The 18,562-nt window shown below is 33.6% G+C and carries 14 protein-coding genes and 1 tRNA gene; 3 read left to right on the top strand and 12 right to left on the bottom strand.

All coding sequences use genetic code 11. The features are described 5' to 3' along the window. Positions 1–12 precede the first annotated feature (12 nt). Both ACI5KZ_RS10105 and ACI5KZ_RS10100 read right to left on the bottom strand, forming a co-directional pair. The gene (locus tag ACI5KZ_RS10105; protein ID WP_109308521.1) at positions 13–1,530 is read right to left on the bottom strand and encodes a peptide MFS transporter; all 1,518 of its coding nucleotides are present in this window, start codon (positions 1,528–1,530) and stop codon (positions 13–15) included. Positions 1,531–1,560: 30 nt separating this feature from the next. After that, positions 1,561–3,792 carry a S9 family peptidase gene (locus ACI5KZ_RS10100; protein WP_406847574.1) on the bottom strand — a complete coding sequence of 744 codons (2,232 nt, stop codon included), beginning with the start codon at positions 3,790–3,792 and terminating at the stop codon, positions 1,561–1,563. 149 nt (positions 3,793–3,941) lie between these two features. On the opposite strand from ACI5KZ_RS10100, the gene ACI5KZ_RS10095 reads away from it, so the two are divergent. Continuing rightward, complete coding sequence (locus tag ACI5KZ_RS10095; RefSeq protein WP_406847573.1) at positions 3,942–5,261, top strand: hydroxymethylglutaryl-CoA reductase, degradative; 1,320 nt, start codon at positions 3,942–3,944, stop codon at positions 5,259–5,261. A 31-nt stretch (positions 5,262–5,292) separates the two neighbouring features. Further along, entirely contained in the window at positions 5,293–6,204 is a 912-nt protein-coding gene (locus ACI5KZ_RS10090) for a GYDIA family GHMP kinase (RefSeq protein ID WP_406847572.1), read from the top strand. Between the two features lie 57 nt (positions 6,205–6,261). Here ACI5KZ_RS10090 and ACI5KZ_RS10085 read toward each other — a convergent pair whose 3' ends face one another. The 7 genes from ACI5KZ_RS10085 to ACI5KZ_RS10055 all read right to left on the bottom strand — a co-directional run bounded on the left by ACI5KZ_RS10085 (position 6,262) and on the right by ACI5KZ_RS10055 (position 14,017). Beyond that, positions 6,262–8,388 (bottom strand): peptidylprolyl isomerase, encoded by a 2,127-nt coding sequence (locus ACI5KZ_RS10085; protein ID WP_406847571.1) that lies wholly within the window; start codon positions 8,386–8,388, stop codon positions 6,262–6,264. A gap of 100 nt (positions 8,389–8,488) precedes the next feature. Then, a complete protein-coding gene (locus tag ACI5KZ_RS10080; RefSeq protein WP_109308516.1) occupies positions 8,489–9,778 on the bottom strand; it encodes a hemolysin family protein in 1,290 nt (429 codons plus the stop codon). Beyond that, the gene (locus ACI5KZ_RS10075; RefSeq protein WP_109308515.1) at positions 9,778–9,972 is read right to left on the bottom strand and encodes a hypothetical protein; all 195 of its coding nucleotides are present in this window, start codon (positions 9,970–9,972) and stop codon (positions 9,778–9,780) included. The genes ACI5KZ_RS10080 and ACI5KZ_RS10075 overlap by 1 nt, the downstream gene beginning before the upstream one ends. A 37-nt stretch (positions 9,973–10,009) precedes the next feature. Further along, positions 10,010–10,564 carry an LPS export ABC transporter periplasmic protein LptC gene (gene lptC, locus ACI5KZ_RS10070; RefSeq protein WP_109308514.1) on the bottom strand — a complete coding sequence of 185 codons (555 nt, stop codon included), beginning with the start codon at positions 10,562–10,564 and terminating at the stop codon, positions 10,010–10,012. Then, on the bottom strand, positions 10,564–11,946 hold the full coding sequence (locus tag ACI5KZ_RS10065) for a tetratricopeptide repeat protein (RefSeq protein WP_109308513.1): 1,383 nt from the start codon (positions 11,944–11,946) through the stop codon (positions 10,564–10,566). Before ACI5KZ_RS10065 ends, lptC begins: the two co-directional genes overlap by 1 nt. Positions 11,947–11,963: 17 nt before the next feature. Then, positions 11,964–13,289, bottom strand: coding sequence for an outer membrane protein transport protein (locus ACI5KZ_RS10060; RefSeq protein WP_109308512.1), 1,326 nt, complete (start codon positions 13,287–13,289; stop codon positions 11,964–11,966). Next, complete coding sequence (locus tag ACI5KZ_RS10055) at positions 13,286–14,017, bottom strand: type III pantothenate kinase (protein ID WP_109308511.1); 732 nt, start codon at positions 14,015–14,017, stop codon at positions 13,286–13,288. The genes ACI5KZ_RS10060 and ACI5KZ_RS10055 overlap by 4 nt, the downstream gene beginning before the upstream one ends. 102 nt (positions 14,018–14,119) lie before the next feature. On the opposite strand from ACI5KZ_RS10055, the gene ACI5KZ_RS10050 reads away from it, so the two are divergent. Beyond that, positions 14,120–14,195, top strand: a tRNA-Phe gene (locus ACI5KZ_RS10050). Between the two features lie 229 nt (positions 14,196–14,424). Here the strand turns inward: ACI5KZ_RS10050 and ACI5KZ_RS10045 are convergent. The 3 genes from ACI5KZ_RS10045 to ACI5KZ_RS10035 all read right to left on the bottom strand — a co-directional run bounded on the left by ACI5KZ_RS10045 (position 14,425) and on the right by ACI5KZ_RS10035 (position 18,544). After that, the gene (locus ACI5KZ_RS10045) at positions 14,425–15,921 is read right to left on the bottom strand and encodes an arylsulfatase (protein WP_406847570.1); all 1,497 of its coding nucleotides are present in this window, start codon (positions 15,919–15,921) and stop codon (positions 14,425–14,427) included. An 84-nt stretch (positions 15,922–16,005) separates the two neighbouring features. Beyond that, entirely contained in the window at positions 16,006–17,691 is a 1,686-nt protein-coding gene (locus tag ACI5KZ_RS10040; RefSeq protein ID WP_406847569.1) for a DUF1254 domain-containing protein, read from the bottom strand. A gap of 43 nt (positions 17,692–17,734) precedes the next feature. Then, on the bottom strand, positions 17,735–18,544 hold the full coding sequence (locus ACI5KZ_RS10035) for a neuromedin U (protein WP_406847568.1): 810 nt from the start codon (positions 18,542–18,544) through the stop codon (positions 17,735–17,737). Between the last annotated feature and the right edge of the window lie 18 nt (positions 18,545–18,562).

The following is an 18,562-nucleotide window of genomic DNA, read 5'->3' as shown; positions in this document are numbered from 1 at the left end:
TTAGTATATTTTTTAGTGGACATTACCCATTAGTTTTTTCATTAATGGAGAAAATATTAAAACAACAAGACCTGCTCCCAATGCATATTTCGCGATTAAACCAAAACCATCTGTATATATTGCTAAGGTCTGTAAGCCTCCTACATTCACATCTGTACTTTCTACAGCTAATTGTTTTGAAATAAAACCTACAATTTGAAAAGCATAAGCTGAAGATAAGAACCAGATTCCCATCATGAATGCTACGATTCTTTTTGGTGATAAATCTGTAATTTTAGACAATCCAACTGGTGACATAAATAATTCTCCAATAGAAATTACTAAATACATAATAAATAAATATGCAAATGGCACCATCCCGTTTTCATCTGCACTTCCTGCACTCATGGCTAAAATATAAAAACTGGCACCTGCCAAAACCAATCCAAGACCAAATTTATATGGTGTTCTAGGATTTAAGTTTTTCTTAGATAAGTAAGCCCAAAGCAATGAAATAGGAATTGCTAAAATAATGATAAACATAGAATTTAAAGCGTTTGTTTGACTCGCATTAATTAGAGTCAAGTCTACATTTCTTGAAGCAAATAAGGTAATAACACTGCCTGATAATTCATGGAATCCCCAAAAAAGCGTCATGAAAAATGTTATTAAAACTGCCATGATTAGTTTTTTTCTTTCTTCTAATGTTGCTTTTATCATAATTCTTATTAGATAAATTAATATAGCGACACCAATAACTTTAAATATGATACTCACAATAGTTTCTTCACCAAGAATAGCCTTATATTGCGACAATACATAAGCAATAACTGGAACTGCTAAAACCGAAATAATAGGAATTAAATTCTTCTGAGGTATCCCAAACATTTTCTTTTCATATACTTCCATATTAGGAGGTAAACCTCTATCTCCAAAAACATTCTTTTTAATACCACTCCAAAAGAATATTAAGCCTGTTAACATGCCAATACCTGCTAATCCAAAACCGTAATGCCAACCATATTCAACAGCTAACCAACCACAAAGTAATGGAGCTACAAAGCCACCAATATTAATCCCCATGTAGAAAATAGTAAACCCGGAATCTTTTCTAACATCACCATCTTTATATAAAGATCCTACAAAAGTTGAAATATTGGGTTTAAAAAATCCATTTCCAACAACAATAAATGCCAAGGCAGTAAAAAATGCCATATTATTCTCTATGGCTAGGACAAAGTGTCCAATGGCCATTAAAATACCACCTAAAAATATCGAGCTTCGCATTCCTAGAATTTTATCAGAAATCTGCCCTCCAATAACAGTAGAAGCATAAACTAACGACCCATAAGAGGCATAAACAACAGCTGTTGCTGCATCTTTATCTACTAAAGCTTTGAATATTTCTTGAACCATGTAAAGGGTTAACAAGGCTCGCATACCATAGAAACTGAAACGCTCCCATAGTTCAGCAAAAAATAAATAGAACAATCCTTTAGGATGGCCGAATAATTGAGGTTCTTCTTTAAAATGGTCTAATTGATCTGACATATTTTATTTGTTAGTTAGTATAATATTTTTTTATCCTTTAATCTTCGTTTTTTCTTCAGTCTTTTCAACTTTTTGATTTATTTTATCACCTAAAGTACTATCAATAAAATTGGACATTTTAGTATATAAATGTAAACGTGTGTTGCCTCCATAGATGCCATGGTTTTTGTCTGGATAAATCATCCATTCAAATTGTTTGTTGGCTTGTACTAATGCCTCAACCATACGCATGGTATTTTGCACATGCACATTATCGTCTGCTGTACCATGAATCAACAAAAAGTCACCTTTTAATTTATCTACATGGTTTATCGGTGAATTATCATCATACCCACTCGGGTTTTCCTGAGGTGTTGTCATATAACGTTCTGTATAAACAGTATCGTAGAAACGCCAGCTTGTTACTGGTGCTACCGCAATAGCCATTTTAAAAACATCGTTTCCTTTAAAAAGCGCATTACTACTCATAAATCCACCATAACTCCAACCCCAAATCCCTATTCGAGACGCATCAATATAAGGTAATTGTCCTAATTGTTTAGCTGCATCTATTTGATCTTCGACTTCGTATTTGCCTAGTTCTTTTTGAGTCATTTTTTTAAAATCTGCACCTTTATATCCTGTTCCTCTACCATCAACACAAACGACAATATAGCCTTTTTGAGCTAGATATTGATACCAATAATCGTTAGCCCCATTCCAACTGTTAGAAACGCTTTGCGACCCTGGTCCTGAATATTGATACATGAAAAGTGGATACTGTTTAGATTCGTCGAAATTAGCAGGTTTAATCATCCACATGTTTAAATCGTTTCCATTTATACTTATGGTACTAAACTCTTTTTTAGATGTTTTATAGTCTAATAATTTGTCTGATAACTTATCGTTATCCTTAATGCTTTTTATTAAGTTTCCAGATTTTGCATCGTTCAAGGTGTATTCTGGTGGCGTTGTAGCACTAGAAAATGAATTTATAAAATAAGAAAAATCTGCACTAAATGATGCTCTGTTAGTTCCTTCGTTTTTTGTTAATCGCACTTTATCTCTTCCATTTAGTTTTATGGAATAAACTTCTCTGTTGATAGAACCGTTTTCGGTAGATTGATAGAAAATTTTATCGTGTTTTTCGTCATAACCATAATAGCTAGTTACTTCCCAATTCCCTTTAGTTACTTGATTAATCAACCTTCCTTCTTTAGAATAGTGGTAAATATGATTAAAGCCATCTTTTTCACTAGTCCAGATAAAACTGTTATCTTTTAAAAAGGTTAGGTTGTCTGTTACATCCACATAAGCAGCATCTCTTTCTTCTAAAACTAATTTAGCAGATTGCTTTTCAGCATCAATTAACCACAAATCTAATTCGTCTTGGTGTCTATTTAAATAATGGGCACTTAATACATCTGGATCATTTGTCCATTTAATTCTAGGAATATAAAAATCGTTATAATCTTTATTCACTTTGACTTCTGAAGCTTTATCTGTATCTAACTTATATAAATGAAGCGATACAATGGCATTTGCTTCACCCGCTTTTGGATATTTAAAAACATCTTGTGTTTGGTAGAGTGCTGAACCATACACATCCATTGAAAATTCTGGCACAAGGGTTTCATCAAATCTAATAAAGGCTATTTTATTACTATCTGCATTCCATTCAAAAGCTCTTACAAAACCAAACTCTTCTTCGTAAACCCAATCTGTAATACCGTTAATGATTTTATTTTTCTCACCATCAAACGTTATTTGAGTTGTTTTACCAGAATTTAAATCTTTTACAAAAAGGTTGTTGTTATAACCATAAGCTATTTTTTTTCCGTCTGGAGAAAAGGTAGGTTCTTGTATTTTTTCTTCTGCAACCAACGTTACTTGCTGCGTTTTTGTATCGAAAATAAAGTATTTCCCTAAAGAGGAGCGTCTAAAAATAGATTCCACATCTGTTGCTAAAAGAATCTGACTTTCATCATCACTAAACGTATAATCTGTAAAATATGTTAAGGCTTCAATTGCACTTGAATTAACTAATGTTTTTACTTTTTTTAAAGTTTTATAGTCGTAAACATCTATAGATGTTGTACCTGAAGCTCTATCGAAATCAAGAACAGAATATTGTTGTCCGTTTTTCATGGAATGCAAGGCATCCATACGTTCAGTTCTAAAGGTTCCATCCCATATTTCTTCAAGTGAGATTTCTTTGTTTTGTGCTGATGCTAAAAGGGTTGCGAAAAAGCAAAAAAGGAGCAGGTGCTTTGTGAATTTCATTAAATAATTTCTTTAAGATAAAATAATGTCAAGTTTACTAAAAAATAAGCAAAAAACCGTAAATATTAACAGTTAAATAGGCTTTTGTAGCGTAACTCAGAAATTATTAGCATCAAGTACATTATCTTTGTGTTTTCAATTTAAATTCCATGAGTAAATCTATTTCCGGCTTTTCTAAACTTTCTAAATCGCATAAGATCGATTGGATTGTAGCCACCTATTTCAACAATAATGATAATGCCAAAAACATTATCAAACAATATTGGAATTCAAACATCAAGCTACAGCAATTACACGACGAGTTTATAGAAAACACCATTACCAATTATTATTTGCCTTTTGGGGTGGCTCCAAATTTTTTAATAAATAATAAAATGCACGCCATACCAATGGCTATAGAGGAAAGCTCTGTTGTTGCTGCTGCTAGTAAAGCTGCCAAATTTTGGTTTGAAAGAGGTGGTTTTAAAGCTGAAGTGTTATCAACTACCAAAGTTGGTCAAGTACATTTTATATTTCATGGCGACTTTCCGGTTTTAAATACTTTTTTTAAGACAGTAAAATCCAAACTTATTCAAGCTACACAACCCATTACCAAAAACATGGAAAAACGCGGTGGTGGCATTTTAGATATTGAGCTTCGTGACAAAACTGAAAGTATTGATGGTTATTTTCAGTTGCATGCTACGTTTGAAACTCTAGATGCCATGGGAGCCAATTTTATCAATTCCTGTTTGGAGCAATTTGCTAAAACCTTTAGAGAAGAAGCGCTACTATATGATGGTTTTTCAGAAAAAGAAAAGGACATTGATGTTATTATGAGTATTCTTTCCAATTACGTTCCTAATTGCTTGGTAAGAGCTGAAGTAAGTTGTCCTGTTAAAGATTTAACCGAAGATCCATCTATCAATCCAGAAGAATTTGCAAAAAAATTCATTCAGGCAGTTAAAATAGCAGAGATAGAACCTTTTCGGGCCGTAACACACAATAAAGGCATCATGAATGGTATTGACGCTGTTGTTCTAGCTACAGGAAACGATTTTAGAGCTGTTGAAGCTGGTGTTCATGCTTATGCTTCTAGAAATGGCATATACAGCAGTTTAACGCATGCAAAAATTGAAAACGATATTTTTTATTTTTGGATAGAAATTCCTTTGGCTTTAGGAACTGTGGGAGGCTTAACTAGTTTACACCCATTAGTTAAATTAGCCTTAGAATTATTACACAATCCAACAGCTAAAGAACTCATGCAGATTGTAGCAGTAGCCGGATTAGCACAAAACTTTGCTGCTTTACGTTCTTTAACAACCACAGGGATTCAGGAAGGACACATGAAAATGCACTTAATGAATATTCTAAATCAGTTTGAGGCTACTCAAGAAGAGAAGAATACGTTAATAGAATATTTTAAATCACATACTGCAACACATAGCTCTGTTGTGGAAGCCATAAATAATTTACGAGAACAATAAAGTCCAAATATCTAAACTTTGAATTTTAAAGATGACATCCGAAACCCATTATAGCAACGGAAAATTATTACTCACAGGTGAATACGTGGTTTTGGATGGTGCTTTGTCTTTAGCAATTCCAACAAAATTTGGACAGTTTTTAGAAATCCAACCTTTAGATGAATCTAAAGTTACTTGGAAAAGTTTTGACTATGAAAATAATATTTGGTTTGAAACGACTTTTATTTTAAGCAATCATGAGATTCTGAAACACGTTAAAGATGACCATAAAATAACAAATCGTCTACTAAACATCCTTCAAGAAGCAAAAAAGCTTAATCCAGAGTTTTTAGATACTGGATGTTACGTTGAAACGAAACTGGAATTTCCTCAAGATTGGGGACTAGGGACTTCATCTACTTTAATCAATAATATAGCTAATTGGGCTCAAGTAGATGCCTACAAGCTTTTAGAATTAACATTTGGTGGTTCTGGATATGATATTGCATGTGCTGAAAACAACTTTCCTATAAGCTATCAATTAAAGAATAATCAAAGAACCATTAAAGAAGTTGTCTTTAATCCAACTTTTAAAAAGGTACTTTATTTTGTGTACTTAAACAAAAAGCAAGATAGTCGTGACGGTATAGCCCAATATAAAACCAATGCAACTAATAAAGCTAAAACCGTAAAAGAGATAAATAACATTACTTCAAAATTAATTTCATGTTCGACTATTTCAGAATTTAATTTGCTAATAAATGACCATGAAAGGATTATTTCAAACATCATCCATCAAGCTCCTGTAAAAGAACAACTATTTTCAGATTTTAAAGGTTCCATAAAAAGTCTTGGAGCTTGGGGAGGAGATTTTGTTTTAGTGACTTCTGAAGAAAACCCAACTGATTACTTCAAGGGTAAAGGATATGAAACCATAATCCCTTATTCTGAAATGATAAAATAAGTCCATAAAAAAAGCTCCACATGTCTGTGAAGCTTTTCAAAATATCTAAAATATTTTTTACTGTACTGTATTTGCTCTATTATCTTCAATGTCTGAAGCGTCTTTTAAAGCATTGTAAAGATTCGTGTTTACATTACCAATCTTACTAGCTCCAACTTGATTAGCAAATCCTTGATAGTTATCTAATTCTGTAGCTGGCGTTTTTTTAGTTACTTGAACCATGTAAACCCCTTTTTCACCTTCAATCAACTTAGATGTTTCGCCTTCTTTTAATCCAAAAGCAGTACCAACTACGACACCTTCTTTTCCGGCACCTGAGATAGTTGGATTTTTCATATTAATTGCTAAAGCTGTTTTAACAGTTTGTCCTTCTGCAGCAGCAACATCTTCAACAGTTGTTGCAGATATTCTATCTTTAATTAATTTGGCTTTCTTTTCTTTTCTAATAGCTGGTAAAGCTGTAACAGAAGCTTGCTCTGTATTCATTAAACCTTCAGGGTTTTTAGCTGTTATTTGCACAATAGCGTAACCTCCATTCAGGTTAAAACGTTTAGCATCTCCAACATCTGTTCCCTCTTCAAATGCCCAACGAACCATTGCTCTTTGGCTATTTAATCCTGGAATATTTTCATCTAAAATTTTAATACCATTAACTGGAAGCACAACATATCCTTTTGATGAAGCTGCTTCTTGGAAATCACCCTTATCAATAGCAATTTCAAAATTAGAAGCATCTCTAAATACTTGATTAATGGTTGTTTCAGATGGCTCAATTAATCTAGCAATTGTTCCAACTTTTATAGCACGTTGTAGGTTTTTCTGACCTTCAATTTCTATAATATGGAATCCAAACGTTGTTTTAACCACATCCATATCTCCCACCTTGTTTTCGAAAACAAAATCTCTAAATTCTTCTACCATTGTTGGATAGGTAAAGTAGTCGTAACTACCACCTTTTTCAATACTTCCTTGATCTGAAGAATAGGTTGTAACAAACTCTGGGAATCTAGATTTATTAGACTTTAAGATTGTTAACAAACTATCTGCTGTATGCTTAGCTTGAGTTTCTGTTTGTGTAACATTTGGCTGAGCACTTGAAGCACCAACAAATGGAATTAATATATGTCTTGCTTTAACAGAATCTGGCATTTGAATAGCAGCAACTACTTTAGATAGTTTAAAGTGAGTACCATCTTTATAAGGACCGTATACTTCGCCAACATTCATTTTAAAAATTGTATCTGCAATTGATGCAGGTAATTCCGATTTAAATACAAATCGATCTTCAAATTTAAGATCTGAATTGGAATTGATATAAGCTTTGTTATTCTTTACATGTGCAAAACCTTTAACGGTATCGTTATTTTTTGTCACCTCGTTGTAAACCACTTGGTCTTTCAACAGGTTGCTTAAGTCTTCTTTAATGATGTTTTCGTCTTCTACCGTAGCAAGTTCTTTAAATTCTACATATTGAAGATCTCTAGTTGCATCTACTTCATATTGTTTTTTATGCTTATTGATGTATGAAGTGATTTCCGATTTAGACACAGAAACAGTACTATCGACTATAGAAGCATACGGAATTTGAACATATTTAATATCTACTTGTTCGTTTTCTAAGGTGTGCTCTAATTTTCCTTCCGCTAAAGTTCCAGACATTCCAGCTTTAACCATATTAAAATAGTCTTGTTGTAAAGCACTAACAGCAATATTGTTTTCGTAATCAACCCATTGCTTATAAGCAACTGCAGATGTTTCTTTTAGATTAGCGATATATTCGTTTAATTTATTTTCGTCAAAAACACCAACTTCATTTTGAAACTCTGGGCTATTTGCTAAGTTTGTTCTTAACAGATCTCTCATTTGATCTTTTTCAACTGTAATTCCAAGTTCTTCAAATTGTGTTTCTAATACAGCTTGTCTTACCTCTTGATCCCAAACTCTATTCATTGCTTGCGTGTTGGTTCCATTAGCACCAAGTTGTCTTTGAGCCAATTCTACCTTTTGCAAAAAGTCTTCACGAGTAATATCTTTCCCGTTAATTGTTGCCACAATATTTTGAGATTTTCCTACTAATGCATCTGTATTTCTAAACAAATCTCCAATTACAAAAGAGAATAACGCTAACGCAATCACTATGATTAAGAAAAGTCCACGTTGTCTAATTTTATTTAAAACTGCCATTTTTTATTTCTATAAATTATAAATTATCGTGCGCGAAAATACCATTTTCTATTTAATAATAAAAGTAGAAAGATGCTTTAATTATAATAAGGTTAGGAAATTAGTCGGAGTCTAATATTTTAAGTTCTACTAAATCGATTTTAGTATTAGAAACTTCGAGAATAGTAAATTGAAATCTATCTATTTTTACAATACTGTTTTGTTGAGGAATCTCCTCTGTAAAATCGACAATAAACCCTCCAAGAGTTTCATAATTCTCACTTTCTGGAAGATTTATTTTAAAGGCTTCATTAATATAATCGACTTCTAATCTAGCTGAAAACTTATATAAATCGTCATCAAGTTTTTCTTCAATTAACACTATAGTATCATGTTCGTCTTCAATTTCGCCAAAAAGCTCTTCAACAATATCTTCTACTGTTATAATTCCTGAAGTTCCTCCATATTCATCTAAAACAATTGCAATACTTTTACGCTTCTTAATTAGATTACTCAAAATATCTTTTATCAGCATGGTTTCAGGAACAAATTCTACTGGAACCAGAATAGATTTTAAACTTTTAGGTTTTTTAAAAAGCTCGAAGGAGTGTACATAGCCTAAAATATCGTCTATAGTATCTTTATAAATTAAGATTTTAGAATACCCTGTTTCGGTAAAAAGCGCATTCAAGTTCTTAGAAGACTCACTTACATCCACAGCTGTAATTTCTGTTCGAGGGATCATGACTTCTCTAGCTTTTACTTCAGAAAATTCTAATGCATTTTGAAAAATTTGAATCTCGGTATCTATATCGTCATGTTCTTCTACAGATTCCATTTGCTCACTGATATAATTTACCAGTTCTACTTTAGAAAAAACTAGTTGTATTTGGTCTCCTTCGGTTTTAAAGAATTTTTTAAGTACTAAATCTGAAATCCAAATAACAAAATCTGAAATAAAGGTGAATAAGCCATAGAACAAATAGGCTGGAATTGCTAATAGTTTCAATAATGAATTAGCATAAATTTGAAAGAATACTTTTGGTAAAAACTCGGCTGTTATTAAAATAACGATGGTAGAAATAATAGTTTGTGATAACAGACTAAAATCTACTAATAAAAAATTTACTGTTTGAGAACTTGAAGGTAGAAAAGATTGAAACCAATTTACTAGCAAATCTCCCATAAAAAACCCATAAATAACCAATGCAATATTATTACCAATAAGCATGGTAGCAATAAATTTAGATGGTTTTGCAGTAAGTTTGGTTAATATCTTGGCAAGAATCCCTTGCTGTTTTTTTTCAATTTCTATATGAATTTTATTAGAAGACACATAAGCAATCTCCATTCCAGAGAAAAAAGCAGATAAAATTAATGAGACTATAATTATAATGACTTCTGGGTCCATTATTTGTTGTCCTCTTTATTTTCAAATTTCTTGTTGAACTTTTTTCTAAAGAAAAACATAAAAACTGCTGCTCCTGCTAACAGTAATGAGGTATAAGCAATGGTTCCTGTTTCCATGTATTTTGAAATTGCGTCATACACAAAAATAATAGCAAAAAGTAAATAGGCGTATTGAAAAAACTTAAATATTTTCATTTGAATAGTTTAAAAATGGTTGGGTAAAGATACTGATTTATTCGTCAAGTGTTATGATGCCATCAATTTCTAAAACTTGAGCTTGATTAAACTTGGTGTCCGAGTCGAACCCCTTGCCATTTATAACATCTTGACCCGTTCTAAAAGTAACAGGCTTGTTGGTAAAAAGCCATTCTCGGTTTTGGTCGTAATAAAGTTGTTCTGCAAACAAGGTGTCTTTATTTGTTGAAGAAAGCACGACATTGCCTTGTAAGTCTATAATGCCTGTTTTGTCGTAAACTATAGCATAATCTGCTATGACATTACTTTTTTGGTTTTGTTCATCGAATAAATCTAAATCAATGCCATCTGGAAATTCGTTAAAAGCAAATTCTCTATTCGAATAATCTAACATCTTTGGGCTTTTCAAATTAGCTGTGACGCGACCAGAATCTGTGTATTTTAAATCTATATGTTCTGCAATCCCTATAGGTGCATTTTCTGAAATTCCAATTTTTTTAACTTCTTCGAAGTTGTTTTTACATGAAAAAAACATAGTCACAGCAATTGCTGTGACTATGTTTCTAGATATATGTAAATATGTTTTTATCATTAGATACTTGGTACGGTAACACTTGCACCAATCCAACACCCTATTGCAATGTTTTGACCTGCATTACCCTCGCTAAAAATTTCAGATTTCTGAGGTGCTTTTGCTCTATAACTAGCTGCAGATTGTGCTGCTGCACTTTTTAATGTTGGATCTACACGACCAGCTTTTTCTGCTTCATCTGCTGCTAACCAGAAAACAGCTCTTTTATTAAAGTTAGTGTCTCCACAGTTATTTGCACTTCTGTTATACATATCTGCAATTTTTAAATGTGGTCTTCCATTAGATGGATTAAATTTTAATGCGTTTCTAAAGTAACCTCTTGCAGAGCCATAATTTCCTTTCGCTTTTAATTTATCACCAATTTTTTCATAAAGCTTAGCTTTTTTGAAACTATCAGATTGTAAGCTAATTGCTTGTTCGTAAAACTTAATAGCTTCAGAAGTTTTACCTTCTTTATCTTTTAAGATTCCTAAGTAGTAAGCAGAATTAGCCGAAGGACTGATATTATGGTATGCATTTACTAGTTTAAAGAATAATGGATCGTCTGTACATTCTTTAGCAGACATATTTCCAGCAGCTCTTTGTAACCAAACTGCATTTGTTTTGTTAGCTTCAAAATCTTTAGTGTATAATGGTATTAAGTTTTCGCAATTAGCTCTAGAACCTAGTTTACTGTTAATACTTCCAGCAATTTGATCGTAAGCCTTTAAATAACTTTCATAATATTTTTTATAACTTTTTTCTTTACTTGTTAAAGCGGTTCCTGCATCTTCTTTTTCAATAAGCACATTTAAGCTTTCAGAATAATTTCCTACTTCTTGTTCAACTTTCTCAACAACATCATCGTATTTATTAAATAACTCTGAAGCTGTCTTATCTCCTGCATCATATAAATCGACCATTAAAGAAAAGTAAGTGTATAGAGATTTTGGATTGGTAAACGTTTCTGGATCCGCTTTGTAAGCTGCATCAAAACAAGCAAATAAATCACCATCCGTTTTATTTAACAACTCTCTATTATCATACATTAACTGACATGCTTTAGCACCATACTCTCCTTTAGGAGTTTTACTTGCAAAATATTGCTCACGTTCTTCCCAAAGTTTAATTAGGTCGTTTATGTAAGCTGTTTTTTCTGCACCAGATGCATTTTCGATTTTATGATCTAAAATATCCTCCCCATAGGTATAGATTGCTCTATTAAGTTGTGGACATTTTTTTCTTACTTTCATCCAAGAATCAAATGCAGCATCATAGTTTTTAGCTTTTGCATATTCAGAGAATATAGACAAGTTAGTCATACATTCTTCGTCTTGTTGCGCATTTACAACATTGAACCCAAAAAACAGCAAAAGAGCTAGTAATGTAATCTTCGTTTTCATAATATCTAGTTTATTGTTTAATTAAATTTTTGTCTTTGGAACCATCTAGCGTTAAATGACAAACTTAGTTGGAGGTTTATAAAATTCTCTTGAATAAGATTTTGACTGGTTGTTCCCTTTTTACCAAATTCAAATCCAAAGTTTGCATTTGAGAAAGCACTAGCGCTTCCCATTGGTAATCCTACTCCAAAAGATATGCCAAACTCATTTATGTTTTCATCATTAATATTTAAACCTGTTCCTTCGAATCGAACTCCAGCCCTATAAACAACTCTTTTTAAGTAACTTGAGAAAGAGTTGTAATCTGGAATATAAAACCCACCTACCGAAACTGTTGAAGCATTTTTATATTTAACATTTCCTGCTGAATCACTTGACTCATATAAAACGTTAGAAAACTTACTCGTATTAAGCAACGTATACTCTGCACCAACAAACCATCTATTTGGTTGTCCTAAACCTGCCCCTAATGACAACTTAGAAGGTAGCGCTAATTTTGTTTCTTTTAATCCTTGTCCTTCTAAATTTGCTTCAATAGAGTTTACAACCAATTCATTACCATTAACTGGGTTTATTACAATAGTATTGAAGGTTCTAGAATTTTTTGAAGTAAGATTCGTTTTAGGCCTATAAGTCAAACTTGTTGTTAATTCAAAACCATTAGAAAGAACCGTTTTGTAAATAGCTCCAAAATTTAATGTAATTCCAGTTAAATCTGACCTATTATCTTCTCTACTTTGATATTGTGCTAAGTCTCCTTCGTTAGTATAAACGTATTGAATGGTATTGTTTTTTATATTTCCAAAATTAAAACCAAAATCGACCCCTAAGCTTAGCTTGTTATTTACCATATACCCTAAAGAGGTATAGGCCTTATTAACACCACCTTCACCTCTAAATTGGCTATAAAGTTCATTGTCATCATTTAATGATTCTAATTTATAACCGACAGAAGTATATGGAATTAATCCAAGTCCAAGTCCAAATTTACCAATTGGAAAAGACATGGCTAAATAATCGAAGGTTGTTGAGTTTACCTCGTCTGATGAAGTATCGCTTTTAAGTTTAGAATTTGTATGTCCACCACCTATAGCAAATTTAACAGGTCTGCTTTCATTATTATATGCTTCAATATTTTTAGAACCATAAGACGCTGGATTACTTAGATTAATATGGATACTATCTGAGAATACGCTAATTCCTCCCATACTCCTATTTTCCACTGTTCCTTTAAATTTTAAACTACCTATTCCATAAAAAGAATAAGGTGAAGCAGTCCCTTCTTGAGCGTAACTTTGAATTGCAAACATTGCAATAAAAACTAATACAAGTTTTTTTATCATTCGGTTGTATTGTATTGTAAAATATAATTCAATCCTTGTAAAAGGAAATTTGAGTTGGCAAATATGCTACTTTTTAATTGTTTAGACAAAAAATTAGCGTCTCCACCTGTTAAAATAACTGTTAAATCTGAATATTTTTGTTGATATTGACTAATTGTACCTTCAATTTCATTTAAAACCCCAAAAACGACACCAGAGTGAATAGCGTTTTCTGTTGAGTCTCCAATAATACTATTTGCCACATTTGTTTCTAATAACGGCAGATTAGCTGTTAAATTATTTAAGGACTTATAGCGCATTCTAATTCCTGGAGAAATGGCGCCTCCTAAGTAAGTGTTTTTATTAGATATATAGTCGTAAGTAATACAGGTTCCTGCGTCGATAATAAGAGCATTTTTATTAGGAAATTCTTTTACAGCTGCACTCACTAATGCCAATCTATCTACACCCAAAGTTTTGGGAGTTTTATATAAATTAAGGAAAGGCAGCTTAGTTTCTGAGTTCAAAATGACAACTTTTAATGATTCCTGAAGCACATTAATGCTTTCTTTATCTAAATTTCCTACAGATGAAACAATACAATGAATCAAATTACTGTATTTTTTCTGTATAACCTGAAATTCTTTTTCAAATTGAAAAACGTCTACTGAAGATTGAAAAACAAGGTCATCTGCCTGAAAAACAGCAAACTTAACAAATGTATTCCCAACGTCTATAATTAAATTCATACCTATATTAGAGGTTGTAAATTTACAAAACCATTTTTTATTTATTTTCTTTTGGCGAATAATAAAAATGAATATATATTTGCAACCTCAATTTAAGAGACTGGTGCCTTAGCTCAGTTGGTAGAGCAATGGACTGAAAATCCATGTGTCCCTGGTTCGATTCCTGGAGGCACCACCACTAAAAACCCGAACATTTGTTCGGGTTTTTTTGGTTTAACTACTTATTTTACAAACAATTATAATTTTGCACGCACCCTAAAAATATTAAAACCTTTTCCTAGAATTCAAATTTTCAAGACAAATAATTAATAAAAACACTTTATATCAAAGTTTATTAATTAGATAAGTTTCGAATAAGAATTAGCCTCATTAAATCTTAGGTTTGATAGATTATTTAAGGATCTTTTTTAATAACCTTTAAAGTCTTCTCCAACTTTAATGTTTGGATATTTCGCTAAACTTCGTTTATAGTTTCCTATTACCTCTAGTGTTGGAGCAAATACCCAACCATTTGTCAAAGTAGATTCCCATAAATTAAATTTCTCTCCTGGGTCGCTTGACAAATCATACATAAGAGGAAGTTGAGGCTCCACATAAGGACTGCTAATTCCTTCACTATACCTGAAAACGGTTTTATAATATCGCCATTTAACTGACATAAGATTACCGTCTGCACCGAAAAACATATAACTTGTTCTTCCTGTTGTTTTGCTTTTTCCTAATAAGAATGCAGATGCATCTACCCCGTCAATAGGGCGATCAGTAGGAACGTTAGCTGTCAATCCTGTTAAACCGGCTAATGTTGGTAACCAATCAACTGCAGCAAATATTTCATCATTTACTGTACCAGCAGGAATTTTTTCAGGCCAGCTTACGATACATGGCACACGCATACTTCCTTCAAAAGGCGTATTGAAAAAATCTCCTCTCCATGGTCCGTTAGAACCTCCATTACCTCCTGCTCCATATAAACCTCCTGTTGCATTGTCGCTAGCCAAGATAATAATGGTGTTGTCTGCAATACCAGCTGCTTTAACAGCAGCAACTACCTCTCCAACTCTAACATCCATTTCTGCAATCACATCAGAATAAACACCTCCACGATTCGACGATTTACCTGCGAATTCAGGATTGGCAATCATGGGTGGATGAACTTCTGAATATGCCAGATAAACAAAGAATGGGTCTCTGGTATTTGCATTTTTCTTAATGAATTCTATCGTTTTCGGGACGTTGTATTTCTGGTCTATAATAGGACGTACTTCCAGGTCAAAAGGCATCACTTGTGTTGATAGTTCTCCTTTTTTACCTGTCAAGATATGAGGTGGTAAGTCCATTGGAAGTTTACCATTATTTTTGGCTTTTACCTCTTCAACCATTAAGTTGAACATAGGATATGAACTATATGCCGATTCATCAGCACTATTAGGATAGCCCCACCATTCGTCAAAACCTTGAGTATTTGGAAGACGACTTTGATCATGACCCAAATGCCATTTTCCATACAGGGCTGTTTTATACCCACCATCCGAAAGTAATTCGGCAATGGTATATTCCCAAGGTGACATACCGTCTTTACCTTCTCCTGGAAATGGAACTTTATACGTACCCGAACGAACTGGATGTCTTCCAGTCATAATAGCCGATCGTGTTGGCGTACATTGCGCTTCTACGTTATAATTGTTGAAACGCATACCTTGAGAGGCTAGTTTATCTATATTTGGGGTAGGCGTGGTGCCTCCATAAACACTGAAATCTCCCCATCCGGTATTGTCCACCAGAATATAAACGACGTTGGGTTTGTCTTGTGCAAATATTGAAGTAGAAAGACCAACAGTCAAAATCGAAGTCATAATAATTAGACATAGACTATTTCTGAGATATTTACTAATTAGTTTTTTCATAATTTTAATTCTTAAGATGTAAAGTATTTATAAAAATCCATTGGATATTATTATTAAATAAATAACATCCAATAGTTTTCTTTTTTATTTAACCAATTCTACTTCACTTGGGCGCCAAGTTTTTTCAAAAAATGGCATAAGTGGGCTATACAAACGTAGGCAAGTAAAAAAACCTTTTCCAGGCACACTTTGAATCCAGTTACTTTCATTGACACCCTTTGGTAATTTCGGGCTAATGTATATGGTTGTAGATCCATCGACATCGGCTTTGGCTGCTGGACGGGGGTAGTTAAGGCTTCCCACTTTAGGTCCAGGCTGGTCGGTTTGCAACATAGAGCGTGTTTGGTTGTCATATAAAATGATTGACCAAAAATTTGCTTGCGGAATGTTAGGTGGTAACACGATTTTGTATGTTTTAGAACCATCAAAATAGTCGTCATTGGCATCTTTGGTAGCCAACAAATATTGAGACCCAATACCAGGCAGACGCATACACATGGCTGGAGTAATTCCTGTATAACCATTGAAAAACACTGTGCGAGAATTCAAAGTTCGGGCACCCGTAGCAGGGAAAGGCTTGAAGCCCTCTTTGGTCAACATCGGTGGTGGTGTTTCGAAATTGTAACCCCCTACGAATAGCATATTTGTCCAGTTAGATCCTTCATAAAATGAAAAGCCTTCTGATTTACGTGGGTTCATATTGAGCATGCGTGCCGTTGCATTTCCAACATTTGCTGCATCAGTCAAGATTTTCTTCATTCTTGCATCAGGAGCAAAAGGCTTTCCTTTTACAATACCGATGGCTGCAATCTGTCCCATCAATTCAGGGTCAAGGCTACCAGCAGGTTCTTCTTGTACCAATTTGTTCAACACCTCATAAAACGTATAGTCAGAAGGAGGAATTGTATTGAACGACTTCCCACTAACGTCTGTAATTTTAGTAGGAGGGATTGGAGCATTCTTAGCGATCATCACTTCACCCGCCAAGGCTTCTGCGATGCTTGTTCCCGTTCCACCTTTTGTATAAGGATAAATCTTAAACGTTTTAGAAATCATATCTACCACAGGCTTTGGGTCATTGTCGAGCATAAATGCACGACCTAAGAAAAGCGCACGGTTGGTTTTTGAATGGCCAACATAATATCCACCCTCAGGCAATGGCCCATCGTATTCTGGAGGTACAATTAAATATTTCCCACCTGTTCCACGGTCAGGCCCTGGACGACCGGCATCAATAATCCAGTCGAACCACATATCGTCAAAAGTACAAAGGGTGTTTTCTGGAATCTCTACCACCAAAGGTCCTTCAGCTAGGTTTAGAATAGAGATGAAGTAAATACCATCTGCATTGGCAGTTAGGAACAATGATTTTGAATCCATTAGATTCGAGAAAATAGCTACTTCGTTGTCATTCACGCCGATACTTTTAAGCCCTTCACCAAGCGCATATGTAGATGCTCCTTGGTAGGTGTTTAAAAATACGTTTTGAGCATGTAAAAAATCTAAGTTATCATAGAGAAGTTGGGTTGTTTTGTCATCTGGCGCACCGTCATTAAAATTTAACGTACCAATAGGCGTTGATAATTTATTTGGAATTGTCAAAGATTTAGGTGCAGGCTCATGTTGAGCGTAAGTGCTATTGCTAACAAACAAAAAAACAGCAGCAAGAACTTGTAATCCTATTTTTTTCATGGCTGCAGTTTTTTGATGCTTTTCTATGAAAAGCTCTGGTCTTTTTGAAAATATCGATTTTGTATCTTTTTTTTTCATTTTATGTTTTTTAAGTTTAAGATTTTGTATAAAAAGTTTTTAACTACTTGCTCTTTTTTAAAATAGAAGTAGGAAGCATGACCACTGCTTGAACCCTTAATTGAGATTCAGGACCAAAATCTGGGGATACAATATTGTAATAATATCCAGCTTGAAGGTTAATAGGGAGTTTACCGCCTAACTTAACTATTTTTCCAATACCCGCTCCTATTGGAACTGTCCATTGTTGACCGGAATCAGCTTCCCAGTTGGCCGTAATAATCGGCGCTGTATTCAGGTACAGACCTTTGGGCAAGTTGTAGTTAACAAAAATTTGTGCATAAAAGTTATTTACATCAGGAGCATCTGAAGGACCTGCAACAGAAAAAGTATTGTTTATCACACCTCCATAAACCCATTTCTCACCTATTTTCAATGCAACCAAAGAAGGTCCAACACTCAGTTTTGCTGAACCAAGATTATCGTTAGCTGCAGGGAAGGAAACAATTGGACCAAACCCCCAAGTTATTCCCTTTGACTTTGGTACATAAAAAGCTGTAAACTGAACATTGCTCAATCCAGAAATTGTTCCAGAAGACTCTGAAAAATCGGGTTGCCAAAGAATTGGAAAAATGGTTCGTGTTATAATTTTCCCATCCATAAGTGGTACAACTGGCTGGATATTTAAAATGTTCTGAGTTCGCTTATTATTTGGGCCATAACCAAAATTGGTATTATTCTGAAATGGGAAGCTTATAATATTGGCCAATGGGTTCTGAGCTGCTTTAGCCAAGTCGGTTGCTGATTCCTGAGCCTTGAGAGATAGGGAAGCAGAAAAAAACAAAACAGTCAGTGGTAATAGTAATCTTTTCATGGTGTTAATGTTTGTGTT

This window comes from Xanthomarina sp. GH4-25 (assembly GCF_045363175.1).
Taxonomy (GTDB): domain Bacteria; phylum Bacteroidota; class Bacteroidia; order Flavobacteriales; family Flavobacteriaceae; genus Xanthomarina.
Note: the sequence above shows the minus strand (reverse complement) of the source record. Positions and strands in the feature narration are given on the sequence as shown.